Consider the following 17,027-nt stretch of genomic DNA (forward strand, 5'->3'; position numbering starts at 1 on the left):
GTCCGTCGACCTCGGGGTATGGTCGCAGGGATTCGGCGTACCGACTATCCCCGTTCGTTCAGTGGGGCTGTTGGGCCGGCGGGCGAGTAGAGGTTCATACGAGGAGAGCTGCGAAGCCGCCACTGCAGCGCATGATTTGCGTGATGGTGCCTGGCTCCTTCCTCCACAACTAGGCTCCCGACGGGCGCGTGCAACGAGAGGCAATGGCGAAACATCCGACGCCGAACCAGTCCGACCCGCACGCCGGCCACGATTCATCTGACCCGCATTGGCACGATGGTCATTGGGACCACGCGCATGAGGAAGACGGCCGTCATCGCGCCCGCCGATTGCTGAAGCGGCGTGGACTTGGTCTGCATCGCATCAACGAATGGTCCCGCCGTCACACCGTCGGCGCGCCGTGGCTGAAGCGCATCGTTGTGACGCTCGCCGTGGTCGGCATGGTGCTCGCCGCCGGGTTTGCCGGCCTTTGGCTTCGGCTCGGTGCCGGCCCGATCAACCTCGACATGGTGACGCCTTGGCTGGCCGACGCCATCGAGCAAAACATCGGTAATGGTAACTCGGTAGAGATCGGCGGCACGCAGATCGAGCGCGCCGGTCGGATCCGCATCGCGGTGCGGATCCGCGACATCGTGGTCCGCGACCGCGATCATGCCGTCATCGCCTCGGCCCCGAAAGCGGAAGTGCGGCTGTCCGGCTCGGCGATGCTGATGGGCAAGCTGCGGGCCGAGAGCCTGAGACTGGTCGGGGCCGAACTGGCGATCCGGATCGACCCCGAGGGTCAGGTCACGGTGTCGGCTGGATCCACCGAAAAACCGCTCGCTACCGGGGTCGCAAGAGCCGGCCGGCCGGTCGAGTTCAAGCTGCCCAGCCAGACGTCGGCCCCTGACGTGCCCGGCGCTTCGCCGGACGTCGCGGCGCCTGCGCCCACCGCGCCAGCGGAAGACAATTCCGACGCGATGAAAGGCGTGCTGGCCGGCCTGTCCTGGCTCGACAGCCTGAGCATGACCGGGCTCGATGGTCAGAACCTCAACGAGATCGGTCTCAAGAACGGCAATCTGGTCGTCGACGACGAGCAGCGCGGCAATCGCTGGACGTTCGAAAACATCTCGCTCAGTCTGCGGCGGCCGAGCGGGGGCGGCGTTGCGCTCAGCGTCGGCGAGGAGGGGGCCAAGCCGTGGTCGCTCCGCGTCCAGGTCGGTCCCGCCCGCGACGGTGTGCGCTCGGTCGAGCTGCACGCCAACCAGGTCCCGACCCGGACCGTGCTGCTTGCGCTGCGACTCAAAAATCTGACCTACAGCGCCGACCTCCCGCTCACCGGTGATCTCAAGGGCGAGGTCGGCCGCGACGGCGTGCCGACCTATTTCCGCGGCAAGCTGACGGCCGGAGCCGGCACCTTGGTCGACCTGGAAACGCCGGACTATCCGATGGCGATCGATCAGATCGAGACGACTTTCGAATGGGACGCCAATCGCCGCGTGCTGATCGCGCCGTTCAAGGTGCTGGCCGGCCAGAACCGGGTGACGCTGCTGGCCTCGCTCGAGCCGCCGAACGGCAGCGTCAACGACTGGCGGCTCGGTCTGTCCGGCGGGACGATTGTGTTGCCGGGCGCTCAGAACGAGGCGCCGCTGATCTTCAACCGGATCGCCGTCCGGGTGCGGTTCGACAGCGCCAATCGCCGGGTGCTGTTGACACAAGCCGACGTCAGCAACGGTGAGATCGGCGTTGCTGGTTCCGGCAGCATCGATTACTCCGGCGAGCCGCGGCTGACGCTCGGGCTGGCCGGCACGCCGATGTCGGTTTCGGCTCTGAAGCGGATGTGGCCGGTACTGATTGTGCCCGAGCTGCGCGAGTGGGTAAATGATCGCATCCTCGCCGGCTCAATCCAGACGATCGACATCGCCGTCAACTCGCCGTTGAAGAACCTGTCGCGTAGCGGGCCGCCGATCCCGGACGAGGGGCTGCTCGTCAATATCCTCGGCAGCGGCGCGGCGATCCATCCGGTGGACGGGATGCCGACCGTGAAGGACGCGGATATGCGGGTTCGGGTGACCGGCCGCACCGCCACGGTGGCGATCAATCAGGCCAATGCCGATACCGACAGCGGCCGGAAGATTGCGTTGTCCGACATTTTGTTCGAGGTGCCGGATCTTGCGCCGAAGCCGGCACCGGCGCGGATCAAGTTTAAGCTCGACGGCGCGGTGCCCGCGGTCGCCGAGGTGCTGGCCTCCGGCCGGCTCAGCGACGCCGCCGCGTTGCCGATTGATCCCAATGGCACCAAGGGAACGGTGTCGGCCCAGGTGATGCTCGGCATGCCGATCCAGCGCGAGCTGACCAAGCAAGACACTAGCTATTCGATCACAGCCGACCTCAGCGGCTTCTCCGGCGACAAGGTGGCGATGGGCCAGAAGCTCGAAGCCACCACGCTGAAGGTCACGGCCAACAACCAAGGCTATCAGGTCAAAGGCGACGTCAAGATCAACGGCCAGCCGGCGTCGCTGGATTATCGCAAGCCGGTCGACGGCGACGCCGACCTCAAGCTTCAGGCGACGCTCGACGACGCCAGCCGCGCCCGGCTCGGGTTCGATCTCGGCAGCGGCCTCAGCGGCCCGCTCGGGGTGAAGATGAACGGGAAGATCGGCGACAATGAGCAGGATTCCAAATTCGCCATCGAGGCCGATCTCACTTCGGTGAAGCTCGACAATCTGTTGCCCGGCTGGACCAAGTCGCCCGGCAAGCCCGGCCGAGCCGCGTTCAATGTGGTCCGCAAGCCGCAATCGACCCGGCTCGAAGACGTCACGATCGAGGGCGGCGGCACGCTGATCAAGGGCGCTCTCGAGGTCGACGGCGACGGCGACCTGCTCAATGCCAACTTCCCCGTGTATTCGCCCTCCGAAGGCGACAAGGCGATGCTCAAGGCGGATCGCGGCAACGACGGCGTACTGAAAGCGGTGATGCGCGGCGACGTGTTCGACGGCCGCGGCTTCATCAAGTCGGCGCTCTCGGGCAGCTCGAGCGATGCCAAGGGCAAGAGTATCGATTTCGATCTCGACCTGAAGCTCGGCGCGGTCGCCGGCTTCTATGGCGAAGCGCTGCGCAGCCTCGATGTCAAAGCGACGCGTCGCAATGGCGCGTTCCGCAACTTCACGATGAGCGGCAAGCTCGGACGCGACACCCCGATCACCGCAGATCTGCGCGGTCGCAATCAGGGGCGCGAGGTGATCTATCTGGAGACCAACGACGCGGGCGCGTTCTTCCGCTTCACCGACAGCTACGCCAAGATGTATGGCGGGCAGCTCTCGCTGGCGGTCGAGCCGCCGGGCGGCGAGCCGCGCGAGAAGGAAGGTCTGATCAACGTCCGCGACTTCACCGTGAAGGGCGAAGCGGCGCTCGATCGCGTCGCCGCCGGTGCACCGGGCGGACAGCCGCAGGGGCTGGCGTTTTCGCGACTGCGCGCCGAGTTCAGCCGCCAAAACGGCCAGCTCACCATCCGCGACGGGGTGGTGAAGGGGCCGACCATCGGCGCCACGATCGAAGGCTCGATCGATTACGGCGCCAACCAGGTGCGGATGAGTGGCACCTTCGTGCCGATGTACGGGCTGAATAACATGTTCGGGCAGATCCCGATCGTCGGCCTGTTCCTCGGCGGCGGCAGCAATGAGGGCCTGATCGGAGTCACCTACGAGGTGGTCGGCACGCCGGGCAAGCCGGTGCTGCGGGTCAACCCGATCTCAGCGATGGCACCGGGCGTGCTGCGCAAGATCTTCGAGTTCAATACCGGCCGACAAAACAGCGGCGCCGATTTCCCGGCGCCGCCCAACTAAGCGTTACATTTTTCGAGTATCGGCGCCGCGCTTACTTGCCACGCAGCCACGGCACCATGCGGCCGAGCGTTGCGTCGTGGCGGAAGTACTGGTGCCACAGCGCGCCGATCACGTGGATCAGCACAACGATCGCAGTCAAAAGGAACAGCGGTCCGTGCGCCGCGTGCAGCACGCTGGCGATCGCATCGTTCTTGGCGATCGGCGGGATGCCGAGCAGGTCGACGCCGCGGCCGGAGAACAGCGTCATGCCGAGGCCGGACAATGGCAGAGCGAGCAGCAGCAAATACAGCAGGCCGTGACTGATCCGGGCGATTACCTCGGTGATGCGCGGCGAGGGCACCAGATCGGGCGTACCGTGGATCTTGATCCACAGGATGCGCAGCAAGCCGAGGCCGAGCACGCAGGTGCCGATCGCCTTGTGCCAGTTGTACAGCGTGCCCCGCAGCGGGTCGGTTTTCTCCAGACCGTGTGCGTAGTTCATCGAAGCGAACAGGGCGATCACGGCGAAGAAAATCAGCCAGTGAATGAGGACAGCGAGCGCGCCGTACTCGGCGGGCCGTTTGTCGGCGGAGTCGAGAGTCGTGGTTGTCATGTTGTCTCCGAAGCAAAATCGCGGCGCGTCGCAGCCCGCGGCGCGAGCAGCCCACCGGACGATGATGCCCGGCAGGGCGGCAGGCGCGATGTGATCGAGCGCAATTTGCCGAACACATTTTGCTGATCGCAGGGACGGCGGGCTGCCAATGGCCCGATCTATGCCACGGAGGAAATACGAAGTCATGACAGGTAGCTGCGATTGCAAAGCAACAGCGCGAACTTATTGTCGCTCTCGCAGCGCCGGGACCACCAAAAATGGGATCATTCCGAGCACGACGCTGATCAGCGCGAAGCCGAGCACCGGATTGTAGCTCTGGGTGAGGTCGTGCAGCAGGCCGCCGCACCACGAGCCGAACGCCGAGCCGAGGCCGCTGCCGATCGAGATCGTGCCGTAGATCGTGCCGACGCGCCTGCCGCGGAAGATGCTCATTGCTGTGGCGGTGATCAGCGGGCCGCGCGAGCCGATCATCGAGCCGAAGCAGATGACGAAGCCGCCGAGCAGCAGCAGGTTCTGGTACCACTGGAGCAGCCACAGCAGTGCGAGGCCGGTGATCGAAATCGCGTAGGATACCAGGATCGAAGGTCGACGCCCGATCACTCCATCGAGCCAGCTCACCCCGAGCATGCCGACCACCAGCACGACGCCGGAGAACCCCCAGGCGGTCGCGGCCTGCAACGGGGTGAATCCGGCGTCGACCAGATAGGCGACCACCTGCACGGAGATCGAGTACATGCCGATCGCGGTGAAAAAGAACGTCGCGAACAATGCCCAGAACGCATGGTGACGCATCGCGCTGGCCAGCGTCCAATCGTCGTCCACTGCCTCGTTGCTCGGCCGCCGCGTGTGCGCGTCGGCACCGGCGGCGAACCGCCGCCACGGCAGCAGCGACAGCGGGACCAGCAGGATCAGCATCGCGACGCCGAGGATCAGATACGCCTCGCGCCAGCCGAACCGCTCGATCAGGACTTGCGCGACCGGCAGCATCACCAGCACGCCGGCACCGATCGCCGAATACACCACCGCCATCGCGGTCGGCAGCTTGGCGCCGAACCAGCGCCCCAGCAGGATCGAATTCGGAACGTTGCCGGTGCATGCGATGCCGAGGCCGACGCACAGTCCGACGGTGATCTGCAACTGCCATAGCCGTTCGGCATAGGCGGCGATCAGCAGCGCGCCGCCGAGCAGCGCCATGCCGAGAGTATAGACCGCGCGGGGGCCGGAGCGGTCGAACAGGCGGCCGACCAACGGCGAGGCGAGGCCGGTGCACAGCGCCGTCAGCGAATAGATCGACACCACCTCGGCGCGGTCCCAGCCGAACGAGGCCGAGATCGGCAGTAGGAATACGGTGAAGCTCTCGCCGAGCCCGCGCCCGAGCAACGACAGCACGAAGCACAGGCCGAGAATGAACAGGCCGATGCGCGAGGCACGGTGATCCAAGGACGTTCCTTCCCGAACGAAACCACGTTTTGGGTATCGAACGCGGTTTTGCCGGAAAGGAGCAGGGCCAACTGGCGAATGGGGCTATGCAAGCCGAAGCAGCACGTGCTTTTTCTTGCCCATCGACAGCTTGATCACGCCGTCCGACGACAGATCGGTCGCGGTCAGCGTCATCTTCTCGTCGGTCACCGGCGCATCGTTGACCTTGAGGCCGCCGGCCTTGATCTGGCGGCGCGCTTCGCCGTTGGAGGCGACCAGGCCGGTCTTCTCCGCGAATGCCGCCAGCACGCCGATCCCGGCGTCGAGTTCGCCGCGGCTGATCTCGACGCTTGGCAGATCCTGCGCAGTGCCGCCCTGCTCGAAGGTGGTGCGCGCGGTGGCTTCCGCCTTGTCGGCCGCCTCGCGGCCGTGGATCAGCGCGGTCGCTTCAGTTGCGAGGATCTTCTTGGCGTCGTTGATCTCGGCACCTTGCAGCTTCGAAAGCCGCTCGATCTCGTCCAGTGGCAGCAGGGTAAACAGCTTCAGGAAGCGCCCGACATCGGCATCCTCGGTGTTGCGCCAGTACTGCCAGTAGTCGTAGGGCGCCAGCATATCGCCGTTGAGCCAGACCGCACCGGCGGCGGTCTTGCCCATCTTGGCGCCGGACGATGTCGTCAGCAGCGGGCAGGTCAGGGCGTGAAGCTGATGCGTGCCCATGCGGCGGCCGAGGTCGACGCCGTTGACGATGTTGCCCCACTGATCCGAGCCGCCCATCTGCAGATTGCATTTGTAGCGGCGCGCCAGCTCGACGAAGTCGTAGGACTGCAGGATCATGTAGTTGAATTCGATGAACGACAGCTCCTGCTCGCGGTCGAGCCGCAGCTTCACCGAGTCCATCGTCAGCATGCGGTTGATCGAGAAGTGGCGGCCGACGTCGCGCAGCATCTCGATGTAGTTCAGCTTGGTCAGCCACTCGGCGTTGTCGGCCATCACCGCGTCGCTGTGGCCGTCGCCGAAGGTGATGAACTTCGAGAACGTGCCCTTGATCGACTCCTTGTTGGCGTCGATCTGCTCGTAGGTGAGGATCTTGCGGGTCTCGTCGCGGCCGGACGGATCGCCGACGCGTGTGGTGCCGCCGCCCATCAGCGCGATCGGCTTGTTGCCGGTCGCCTGCAGCCAATGCAGCATCATGATCGAGAGAAGGTGGCCGACATGCAGCGACGCGGCCGTGCAATCGTAACCCACATACGCGACCACTTCGCCCTTCGCCGCGAGCGCATCGAGCGAGTCGGGGTCGGAAATCTGATGAATGAATCCCCGACTCTGGAGAACATTCATAAAATCAGACTTAAAAGCGGTCATCTGTATCGGTCTCTGATCACAGTTATTTCACGATCGGCGCAAATCGCGCGCGACGACGCCCAGGAAAGTCTTTCGGGGCCGTTACCCCGTGGCATTATAAGAACTAGGTGTTTGACACAAGTTGGACGTTCTGCAGCGGGCAGAAAGGCGCGTTGCCATGATGATGACGGCGATCGGACTGATGAGCGGCACCTCGCTCGACGGCGTTGATGTCGCGCTGATCAAGACCGATGGGCGGCGCGTCGCTGCGCTCGGTCCGTCGGGCTACCGGCCTTATACCGAGACCGAGCGCGGCCTGCTGCGCCAGGCGCTTGCGGAGGCGACGGAGCTCGACCGCCGCGATGCGCGCCCCGGCGTGCTCGCCGAAGCCGAGCGGGCGGTGACGATCGCGCATGCCGAAGCGGTCTCGGCATTCATCGCGCAATACCGGCTGTCTGCCGCCGCCATCGACGTCGCCGGCTTTCACGGCCAGACCGTGCTGCACCGGCCGGAGGCGAAGCTCACCGTCCAGATCGGTGACGCTGCTGCGCTGGCCAGGGCGATTCGTATTCCTGTGGTGTACGATTTCCGTGCCGCCGACGTCGCGTCGGGCGGTCAGGGGGCGCCGTTCGTGCCGGTGTATCATCGTGCGCTGACGCAGTCGCTCAGCCGTGACGGCGCGGTCGCGGTGGTGAATATCGGCGGCGTCTCCAACATCACTTATATCGACGGCAGCGATACGCTGATCGCCTGCGATACAGGGCCCGGCAACGCGCTGCTCGATGATTTCGTGTTCCGCACCCAAGGCAAGCCGTTCGACTGCGAGGGCCGGCTGGCGGCGCAAGGCGTGGTCGATCAGGCGTGGGTCGGCGATGCGCTGCAGCATCCGTTCTTCATCAAGCCGCCGCCGAAATCGCTCGACCGCAACGACTTCGCCGGGCTCGCACTGCGCGACTGGTCGGCGGCTGATGGCGCAGCGACGCTGACCGCGTTCACCACCCGGGCGATTGCGGCGGTGGTGCCGCTACTGCCGAAGCCGCCCGCGAGCTGGGTCGTCACCGGCGGCGGGGCGCGGAACCTGACGATGATGCGGATGCTGCGCGACGCGCTGGCGCCGGCCAGCATCGACAGCGCCGACGCACTCGGCTGGTCGGCGGATGCGATGGAGGCGCAGGCGTTCGGCTTCCTCGCCGCGCGTGGACTGAAGGGGCTGCCGCTCAGCTATCCGGCGACGACCGGTGTCGCGTTCCCGATGACCGGCGGGCTGCTGGCGCGGCCGTAGCCGGAGGCGTCAGCGTACGTTGGCGAGCCGCATGTCCAGATAGGACGTGATCGTCTCCATCAGCGGCTCCATCCGATCTTCGAAGAAGTGATTGGCGCCGGGGATGGTCTGCTGGTCGATGACGATGCCCTTCTGGGTCTTGAGCTTCTCGACCAGGGTGTTGACGTCCTTGGCCGGAGCCACGATGTCCTTCTCGCCATGGACGATCAGGCCGGACGAGGGGCAGGGCGCCAGGAACGAGAAGTCGTAGCGGTTCGGTTCCGGCGCGATCGAGATGAAGCCCTCGACCTCGGGCCGACGCATCAACAGTTGCATGCCGATCCAGGCGCCGAACGAGAACCCGGCAACCCAGCAGGCGCGCGCCTCGGGGTTGATGGTCTGGGCCCAGTCGAGCGCCGAGGCCGCATCTGCCAGTTCGCCGGTGCCGTGGTCGAACGAGCCCTGGCTGCGACCGACGCCGCGGAAATTGAAGCGCAGCACCGAGAAGCCGCGCGCGACGAAGGCGTAATACACCTGATAGACGATCGGGTGATTCATGTTGCCGCGGAACTGCGGATGCGGGTGCAGCACCATCGCAATCGGCGCGTTCTTCTGCTTGGCGGGGTGGTAGCGGCCTTCGAGGCGGCCCGCCGGACCGGTGAAAATGACTTCGGGCATCAGCGATCCTTGCGCGACATTGTGGGAATGGGCCTGCCGCGCCGTGCACGGGCGGGTCCTGCCAGCAACAGCCGCCGGCTGCCGCGAAGCGGATCGGGCAGGCGGCCGGAGGAAACGGGGAGCTGCGTTCTAGCATGGAGCGCAGGGCCAAATGCAAGCATATTGAACAGGGTGGGCCGGCGGCGGAGCCGATCACCGGCGGATCGACTGCTGTGAAGGGGGAAACAAGCGCGGTGACGGCCAATCGAGTTTACCTGGACTGGAATGCGACCACGCCGCTGCGGCCGGAGGCGAAGGCGGCGATGACCTCGGCGCTCGATCTGGTCGGCAATCCGTCCTCGATCCATGCCGAAGGACGTGCGGCGCGCGGCCTGCTCGAGCAGGCCAGGGCGCAGCTCGCCGAGGCCGTTGGGGCAGTGCCGCGCGATGTCGTATTCACCTCAGGGGGCACCGAGGCGAACGCTCTGGCGCTGACGCCGGGCCTCCGGATCGGCTCGGAACCCGTTGAACGATTGTTGGTTTCCTCGATCGAGCACGCCGCGGTGCTGAGCGGCGGCCGGTTCACTGCGGAACGCGTGGACCAGATCCGGGTCACGCCGGACGGCGTGGTCGATCTCGACCACCTGCGCGCCATGCTGGCTAGCGGTCCAGCCACCCTGGTGTCTGTGATGCTCGCCAACAACGAGACCGGTGCGCTTCAGCCGATTCGTGAAGTCGCTGAGATCGTCCATGAAGCAAGCGGGGTGCTTCATGTCGATGCGATCCAGGCGTTCGGCAAGATTTCGTTCAGAATCAAAGATCTCGGGGCCGATCTTCTGGCCTTGTCTGCACACAAGATCGGGGGCCCCAAGGGGGTCGGTGCGCTGGTGCTCGGTTCCGGGCTGTCGGGGCCGGAGCCTTTGCTGCGCGGCGGCGGCCAGGAATTGGGGCGGCGGGCCGGCACCGAGAACCTAGTCGGGATCGCTGGTTTCGGCGCGGCGGCGGCTCTCGCCATCCCTGCGATCAAGCACGACATGGTCCGGGTCGAAGGATTGCGGACACGACTTGAGGCCGGCTTGCGACATATTGCCGGGGAGGACGGGGTGATCATGTCGGCCGGTGTGCCGCGGCTCCCCAACACGACGCTCGTCGCAATTCCGGGATTACGCGCCGAAACCGCCGTAATCGGCTTCGATCTGGCCGGTATCGCGGTGTCGTCGGGGTCGGCGTGTTCGTCTGGCAAGGTGCAGCCGTCGCACGTGTTGGGGGCGATGGGCTGCGGCCCGGAACTTGCTAAGTCTGCAATCAGGATCAGCCTCGGCTGGTCGAGTAGCGAATCCGACATTGATTGTTGTCTGGAGGCTTGGAGAAAGCTGGTCGGCAACATAGCTAGAAGGGATCGTGAAACAGTGCTTGAACGGTTCTAAGAGGGTTTCATCCCGTGACGGATCGTGTAAGCATGTCTTTCGCAGATCCACCGCGGTCCTTGAAACCGTGAGCGGAGGTTTGAATGGCTGCCGTCCAAGAGACCGTCGATCGGGTCCGCCAGATCGACGTCGATCAATATCGCTATGGATTCGAGACACTGATCGAATCCGAGAAGGCTCCCAAGGGGCTTTCCGAAGACATCGTCCGCTTCATCTCGGCCAAGAAGAACGAGCCGGATTGGATGCTGCAGTGGCGGCTGGAAGCCTACCGCCGCTGGCTGACGATGACCGAGCCGACCTGGGCTCGGGTGGATTATCCGAAGATCGATTTCCAGGATCTCTACTACTATTCGGCGCCGAAGCCGAAGAAGACCGTCGGCTCGCTCGACGAGATCGATCCGGAGATCCTGAAGACCTACGAGAAGCTCGGCATCCCGCTGCGTGAAGTCGCGTTGCTCGAGGGCGTCGAACCGCGTCCGGGCGAGCCGGACTCGCCGGGCCGCAAGATCGCGGTCGACGCGGTGTTCGACTCGGTGTCGGTGGCCACCACCTTCCAGGCCGAGCTGAAGAAGGCCGGCGTGATCTTCATGCCGATCTCCGAGGCGATCCGCCATCACCCCGAGCTGGTGCAGAAATATCTCGGCAGCGTGGTGCCGACGTCCGACAATTTCTACGCGACGCTGAACTCGGCGGTGTTCTCAGACGGCTCGTTCGTCTACGTGCCGCCGGGCGTGCGCTGCCCGATGGAGCTGTCGACCTATTTCCGGATCAACGAGCGCAACACCGGCCAGTTCGAGCGCACCCTGATCATCGCCGACAAGGGGTCCTACGTCTCGTATCTGGAAGGCTGCACCGCTCCGCAGCGCGACGAGAACCAGCTCCATGCCGCCGTGGTCGAGCTGGTGGCGCTGGACGACGCCGAGATCAAATACTCGACGGTGCAGAACTGGTACCCGGGCAATTCGGAAGGCAAGGGCGGCATCTACAACTTCGTCACCAAGCGTGGCGACTGCCGCGGCGCCAATTCTAAGATCTCCTGGACCCAGGTCGAGACCGGTTCGGCGATCACATGGAAATATCCGAGCTGCATCCTGCGTGGCGACAATTCGCGCGGCGAGTTCTACTCGATCGCGATCTCGAACGGCTATCAGCAGGTCGATAGCGGCACCAAGATGATCCATCTCGGCAGCAACACCACCAGCCGGATCATCTCCAAGGGCATCGCCGCCGGCAAGTCGCAGAACACCTATCGCGGCCTCGTCACGGCGCACCGCAAGGCCAGGGGCGCGCGCAACTTCACCGCCTGCGACTCTTTGCTGATCGGCGACCAATGCGGCGCGCACACCGTGCCCTACATCGAAGCCAAGAACGCCTCGGCGCTGTTCGAGCACGAAGCCACCACGTCGAAGATCTCCGAGGACGTGCTGTTCTACTGCATCCAGCGCGGCCTCAGCCAGGAGGAGGCGGTCGGCCTCGTGGTCAACGGCTTCGTCAAGGACGTGCTGCAGCAACTGCCGATGGAATTCGCGGTCGAAGCGCAGAAGCTGATCTCGATCAGCCTCGAAGGTTCGGTCGGGTAACGCCGGCAAGCTTCACGAGGTGGCCGCGCCGCGGCCGCCTCGCAGGATCCGCAACGAGAACGTCATACCAACTCATCCTTCGAGGCGCGCGCCGCGATCGATCCTCAGGATGAGAGCCAAACAGGAAGGTCGTTATGCCTGCATTGCTCGAAGTGAAGGACCTCCAGGTCAGCGTCGCGGATCGCGAGATCCTGCACGGCCTGACGCTTTCGGTGAACGAAGGCGAAGTGCACGCGATTATGGGGCCGAACGGCTCCGGCAAGTCGACGCTCAGCCACGTCATCGCCGGCAAGCCGGGCTACGAGGTGACCGGCGGCCAGATCCTGTTCAAGGGCGAGGATCTCTTGGAGATGGAGCCGAACGAGCGCGCCGCCAAGGGCGTGTTCCTGGCGTTCCAGTATCCGGTCGAGATCCCCGGCGTCGCCACCATGAACTTCCTGCGCACCGCGCTGAACGCGCAGCGCAAGGCACGCGGCGAGGACGAACTGTCGACGCCGGATTTCCTCAAGCGCGTTCGTGAAGTCTCCGGTTCGCTCGGTATTCCGCAGGAGATGCTGAAGCGCGGCGTCAATGTCGGCTTCTCGGGCGGCGAGAAGAAACGCAACGAAGTGCTGCAGATGGCGCTGTTCCAGCCCAGCCTGTGCATCCTCGACGAGATGGATTCCGGTCTCGACATCGATGCGCTGCGGATCGCCTCCGAAGGCGTCAACGCGCTGCGCGCGCCGAACCGCTCGATGGTCGTGATCACCCACTATCAGCGGCTGCTCGACTACATCGTGCCCGACGTCGTGCATGTGATGTCGAAGGGCAAGGTGGTACGCAGCGGCGGCAAGGAGCTCGCGCTCGAGCTCGAAGCCAACGGCTACGCGCAATATCAGGAAGCGGCGGCCTGAGCGCCGCCGATCGGGACACGGTCATGAACATCGCAGTGGCGAAACCCGACAAGCTCGACACCGTCAGCGACAATTTCGCTGCGGTCAGCGCCCGCGTGCCGGGCGCGGGCAAGGTCGCCGACACCCGCCGTCAGGCGCTCGATACGTTCCTGCGTATCGGGCTGCCGCATCGGCGGATCGAAGATTGGAAGTACACCGACCTGCGCGCGCTGATGCGCGAGGTGCTGCCGCTCGCGGCGGAGCCCGAGGCGAGCGCGCTGTCGCGCGCCGAGGCCGCCGCCAAGCTGCACGCGATCGACGGCGTCCGCCGCTTGGTGCTGGTCGATGGCGTCCTGGCGCCGGGTCTGTCGGATCTTGCGGGGCTCGAATCCGGCCTGTCGATCCGCAGCCTGCGCGAGGCGCTGCAGAGCGGCGACGATCGCGTGCTGTCGCTCGACACCGCCGATCCGATGGTGGCGCTCAACACCGCGCTGATGACCGACGGCGTCGTCATCGAGGTCGCGGACGGCACCACGCTGGCTCGGCCGCTTCACGTCCTGCACGTTGCCTCCGGCGAAGCGCCGGCTGCAATGTTCACCCGGTCGCGGATTGCGCTCGGCAACGCCGCGGTGGCGACGGTGGTCGAGAGCTACGTGGCGGGCGAGGGCGCCGGCGCCTATCAGGTTCACGATTCCGCTGTGATCGCGGTCGGCGACCACGCGCGTCTCGACTACGTGCGGATCGTCGAAGACTCCCGCGAGGCGTTCAACGTGACCTCGGCGACGGTCGCGGTCGGAACGCATGCGCATTTCAACGCCTTCTGCATCACCACCGGCGGATTCGTCAGCCGCTATCAAGCGGTGGTGACGGTGGCCGGTTCGCACTCGGAGGTGCAGACCAACGGCGTCAATCTGCTCAACGGCAAGCAGCACGCCGACACCACGCTGGTGATGAATCACGACGTGCCGCATTGCGCCAGCCGCGAAGGTTTCCGCGCGGTGGTGGATGACCGCGGCCATTCGGTGTTCCAGGGCCGGATCAACGTTCGCCAGCCGGCGCAGCAGACCGACGCCAAGATGATGACGCGGGCGCTGTTGCTGTCCGACGAGGCCGAGGTCGACAACAAGCCCGAGCTCGAGATCTTCGCCGACGACGTCACCTGCGGTCACGGCGCGGCCGTCGGTGCGCTCGACGATTCCTTGCTGTTCTATCTGCGTGCCCGCGGATTGCCGCAGAAAGAAGCCGAGGCGATGCTGATCCAGGCGTTCGTCGGCGAGGCGATTGAGGCGATTGCGGACGACAATTTGCGTGAGCTGGTGACCGCGGCCGCGGTGCGCTGGCTGGAGGCGAGGCAATGAGTACGCATCCGGCGGTCAGCAACGGCAGCTACGACGTCGCCCGCGTCCGTGAAGACTTTCCGGCGCTGTCGCTGGAGGTCTACGGCAAGCAGCTGGTGTATCTCGACAACGCTGCCTCGGCGCAGAAGCCGCGCCAGGTGCTGACTCGGATGACGCAGGCCTACGAGAGCGAATACGCCAACGTGCATCGCGGCCTGCATTATCTCGCCAACGCTGCGACCGAGGCCTATGAGGGCGGCCGCGCCAAGGTGCAGGGACTGCTCAACGCCAGGCGGCCGGAAGAGATCATCTTCACCCGCAACGCCACCGAAGCGATCAACCTGGTGGCGTCGTCGTGGGGCGCGCCGAACATCGGCGAGGGCGACGAGATCGTGCTCTCGATCATGGAGCACCATTCCAACATCGTGCCGTGGCACTTCCTGCGCGAGCGCCAGGGCGCCGTGCTGAAATGGGCGCCGGTCGACGACGAAGGCAACTTCCTGCTCGACGAGTTCGAGAAGCTGCTGACCGCCAAGACCAAGCTGGTCGCGATCACCCAGATGTCGAACGCGCTCGGCACCGTCGTTCCGGTCAAGGAGGTGGTGAAGATCGCCCACGCCCGCGGCATTCCGGTGCTGGTCGACGGCAGCCAAGCGGCGGTGCATCTCGCCATCGATGTCCAGGATATCGATTGCGATTTCTACGTCATGACCGGGCACAAGATTTACGGCCCGACCGGGATCGGCGCGCTGTACGGCAAGTACGACATCCTCGCCAAGATGCGCCCCTTCAACGGCGGTGGCGAGATGATCCGCGAGGTGGCGCAGGACTGGGTGACATACGGCGACCCGCCGCATCGATTCGAGGCCGGCACGCCGGCGATCGTCGAAGCGGTGGGACTCGGAGCGGCGATCGATTACGTCAATTCGATCGGCAAGGAGCGGATCGCCGCCCACGAACACGATCTTTTGACCTACGCCGATCAGCGGCTGCGCGAGATCAACGCGCTGCGGATCATCGGTTCTGCAAAGAACAAGGGGCCGGTGATTTCCTTCGAAATGAAGGGCGCTCACCCGCATGATATCGCGACAGTGATCGATCGGCAGGGGATCGCGGTTCGCGCCGGCACCCATTGCGTGATGCCGCTGCTGGAGCGGTTCCAAGTCACTGCGACGTGCCGTGCGTCGTTCGGCATGTATAATACCCGTGAGGAAGTGGACCAACTCGTCAGTGCGCTGATCAAGGCGCGGGATCTGTTCGCATGACCGATACGATCGAAGCCAAAGCCAATATGCAGACCGTCTCGGCGCTGCCGCCGGAGGAGACCGAGCGGCTCGGCACCGAGATCGTCGGCGCGCTGAAGACGGTGTTCGACCCGGAAATTCCGGCCGACATTTACGAGCTCGGGCTGATCTACAAGGTCGAGATCAAGGACGACCGTACCGTCGATCTCGACATGACGCTGACGACGCCGAACTGTCCGGCTGCAGCCGAATTGCCCACCATGGTCGAGAATGCGGTCGCCTCGGTGCCGGGCGTCGGGGTGGTCAACGTCAACATCGTCTGGGAACCGCCGTGGACTCCGGAGCGAATGAGCGACGAAGCCCGGCTCGTGCTGAACATGTGGTGAGGAACGGATTGGATTTGCGTCTGAATGGAGTGATCGAGTCGGCTTTGTATGTCGACGACCTCGATCGCGCCCGGAGCTTCTACCAGGACGTCTTGCTGCTGAGTCCGATGACGAGCGACCAGCGGTTTTGTGCTTTCGACGTCGGCGGTCGGAGCGTGCTGCTGTTGTTCAAGCGGGGTAGCACGCTGGAGACGGTCGAACTGCCGGGCGGCACGATCCCGCCGCACGATGGCAGCGGACCCATCCACATTGGCCTGTCGGTCGATCGCGATCGGCTCGGCGAGTGGGAAGCGCGCCTGCGGGAGCACGGCGTGGCGATCGAAGGCCGCACGGATTGGCCGCGCGGAGGGTCGAGTATCTACTTCCGCGATCCCGATCGCCATCTGTTGGAACTTGTGACGCCGGGTGTCTGGCCGATCCATTAGCAGGCATATGGCGACGACGTGGTAACACCTTTCGAAGTGGCGGTTGCGTAACTATCTGAAGGTCCGGCTGGTCGCCGGTGCAGCGGCGAACGTATCCGGGCAGGCCCGGCAACAGGAGTGGGAAACACCATGGCTACGGCACGTCCTCGGCCTCAAGTGATGCGGCTTACCGATGCCGCGGCCATTCGCGTGAAGGAACTGATGGGCCGCGCCGACAGCGAGATTCTCGGTCTGCGCGTCGGCATCAAGAACGGCGGCTGCGCCGGGCAGTCCTACACGGTCGAGTACGCCCACGACATCAAGCCGAACGACGAGGTGATCGAGGACAAGGGCGTCAAGATCATGGTCGATCCGAAGGCGGTGCTGTTCCTGCTCGGCACCGAGATGGACTACAAGGCCGACAGGATGCAGGCGCAGTTCGTGTTCAACAACCCGAACCAGATTTCCGCCTGCGGCTGCGGCGAATCGGTAGAACTGAAGCCCGCGGCAATTGATGGCTGAGCGGGTCTCCCGCTGCTTCGCATGATCCGATCCGATCTTCCCGTGAGCGGAAGGGGGTGCGGATTGTGCATCAAGCGCTCAATAACGGTACTACTCATTAAACAGTAATTAAGAAGTGGTATCGGAAAACCTCTGCGAGGCATTCGCAGGGGAGTGATCGC

At 64.9% G+C, this 17,027-nt stretch carries 14 protein-coding genes; 10 read left to right on the forward strand and 4 right to left on the reverse strand.

From position 1 onward, the window contains the following. Positions 1 to 203 precede the first annotated feature (203 nt). Positions 204 to 3,824 carry a DUF3971 domain-containing protein gene (locus tag DNX69_RS12210; protein ID WP_110786252.1) on the forward strand — a complete coding sequence of 1,207 codons (3,621 nt, stop codon included), beginning with the start codon at positions 204 to 206 and terminating at the stop codon, positions 3,822 to 3,824. Between the two features lie 31 nt (positions 3,825 to 3,855). Here DNX69_RS12210 and DNX69_RS12215 read toward each other — a convergent pair whose 3' ends face one another. The 3 genes from DNX69_RS12215 to tyrS all read right to left on the reverse strand — a co-directional run bounded on the left by DNX69_RS12215 (position 3,856) and on the right by tyrS (position 7,197). Then, positions 3,856 to 4,416 carry a cytochrome b gene (locus tag DNX69_RS12215; RefSeq protein WP_110786253.1) on the reverse strand — a complete coding sequence of 187 codons (561 nt, stop codon included), beginning with the start codon at positions 4,414 to 4,416 and terminating at the stop codon, positions 3,856 to 3,858. Between the two features lie 222 nt (positions 4,417 to 4,638). Beyond that, positions 4,639 to 5,856, reverse strand: coding sequence for an MFS transporter (locus DNX69_RS12220; RefSeq protein ID WP_110786254.1), 1,218 nt, complete (start codon positions 5,854 to 5,856; stop codon positions 4,639 to 4,641). Positions 5,857 to 5,940: 84 nt separating this feature from the next. Beyond that, on the reverse strand, positions 5,941 to 7,197 hold the full coding sequence (tyrS, locus tag DNX69_RS12225) for a tyrosine--tRNA ligase (protein WP_110786255.1): 1,257 nt from the start codon (positions 7,195 to 7,197) through the stop codon (positions 5,941 to 5,943). Positions 7,198 to 7,354: 157 nt separating this feature from the next. Here tyrS and DNX69_RS12230 point away from each other — a divergent pair, with 157 nt between their 5' ends. Continuing rightward, positions 7,355 to 8,458 carry an anhydro-N-acetylmuramic acid kinase gene (locus DNX69_RS12230; RefSeq protein ID WP_110786256.1) on the forward strand — a complete coding sequence of 368 codons (1,104 nt, stop codon included), beginning with the start codon at positions 7,355 to 7,357 and terminating at the stop codon, positions 8,456 to 8,458. Between the two features lie 9 nt (positions 8,459 to 8,467). Here DNX69_RS12230 and DNX69_RS12235 read toward each other — a convergent pair whose 3' ends face one another. Beyond that, on the reverse strand, positions 8,468 to 9,115 hold the full coding sequence (locus DNX69_RS12235; protein WP_011158012.1) for an alpha/beta hydrolase: 648 nt from the start codon (positions 9,113 to 9,115) through the stop codon (positions 8,468 to 8,470). A 233-nt stretch (positions 9,116 to 9,348) separates the two neighbouring features. Between DNX69_RS12235 and DNX69_RS12240 the strand changes: the two genes are divergently transcribed. From DNX69_RS12240 to sufA, 8 genes are all read left to right on the forward strand, one after another. Continuing rightward, positions 9,349 to 10,521, forward strand: coding sequence for a cysteine desulfurase family protein (locus DNX69_RS12240; protein ID WP_110786300.1), 1,173 nt, complete (start codon positions 9,349 to 9,351; stop codon positions 10,519 to 10,521). Between the two features lie 83 nt (positions 10,522 to 10,604). Next, positions 10,605 to 12,101 (forward strand): Fe-S cluster assembly protein SufB, encoded by a 1,497-nt coding sequence (gene sufB / locus DNX69_RS12245; RefSeq protein ID WP_110786257.1) that lies wholly within the window; start codon positions 10,605 to 10,607, stop codon positions 12,099 to 12,101. Positions 12,102 to 12,235: 134 nt separating this feature from the next. Further along, a complete protein-coding gene (gene sufC / locus DNX69_RS12250) occupies positions 12,236 to 12,994 on the forward strand; it encodes a Fe-S cluster assembly ATPase SufC (RefSeq protein ID WP_110786258.1) in 759 nt (252 codons plus the stop codon). Between the two features lie 23 nt (positions 12,995 to 13,017). Then, the gene (sufD, locus tag DNX69_RS12255) at positions 13,018 to 14,331 is read left to right on the forward strand and encodes a Fe-S cluster assembly protein SufD (protein ID WP_110786259.1); all 1,314 of its coding nucleotides are present in this window, start codon (positions 13,018 to 13,020) and stop codon (positions 14,329 to 14,331) included. Next, complete coding sequence (locus DNX69_RS12260; RefSeq protein ID WP_110786260.1) at positions 14,328 to 15,575, forward strand: cysteine desulfurase; 1,248 nt, start codon at positions 14,328 to 14,330, stop codon at positions 15,573 to 15,575. Before sufD ends, DNX69_RS12260 begins: the two co-directional genes overlap by 4 nt. Further along, entirely contained in the window at positions 15,572 to 15,940 is a 369-nt protein-coding gene (locus tag DNX69_RS12265) for an SUF system Fe-S cluster assembly protein (RefSeq protein ID WP_054163221.1), read from the forward strand. The genes DNX69_RS12260 and DNX69_RS12265 overlap by 4 nt, the downstream gene beginning before the upstream one ends. Before the next feature lie 8 nt (positions 15,941 to 15,948). After that, positions 15,949 to 16,365 carry a VOC family protein gene (locus tag DNX69_RS12270; protein WP_110786261.1) on the forward strand — a complete coding sequence of 139 codons (417 nt, stop codon included), beginning with the start codon at positions 15,949 to 15,951 and terminating at the stop codon, positions 16,363 to 16,365. 129 nt (positions 16,366 to 16,494) lie between these two features. Next, on the forward strand, positions 16,495 to 16,866 hold the full coding sequence (sufA, locus tag DNX69_RS12275; protein ID WP_110786262.1) for a Fe-S cluster assembly scaffold SufA: 372 nt from the start codon (positions 16,495 to 16,497) through the stop codon (positions 16,864 to 16,866). The last annotated feature ends 161 nt before the right edge of the window (positions 16,867 to 17,027 follow it).

The organism is Rhodopseudomonas palustris, from assembly GCF_003226555.1.
In the GTDB taxonomy this organism is placed as follows: domain Bacteria; phylum Pseudomonadota; class Alphaproteobacteria; order Rhizobiales; family Xanthobacteraceae; genus Rhodopseudomonas; species Rhodopseudomonas palustris_I.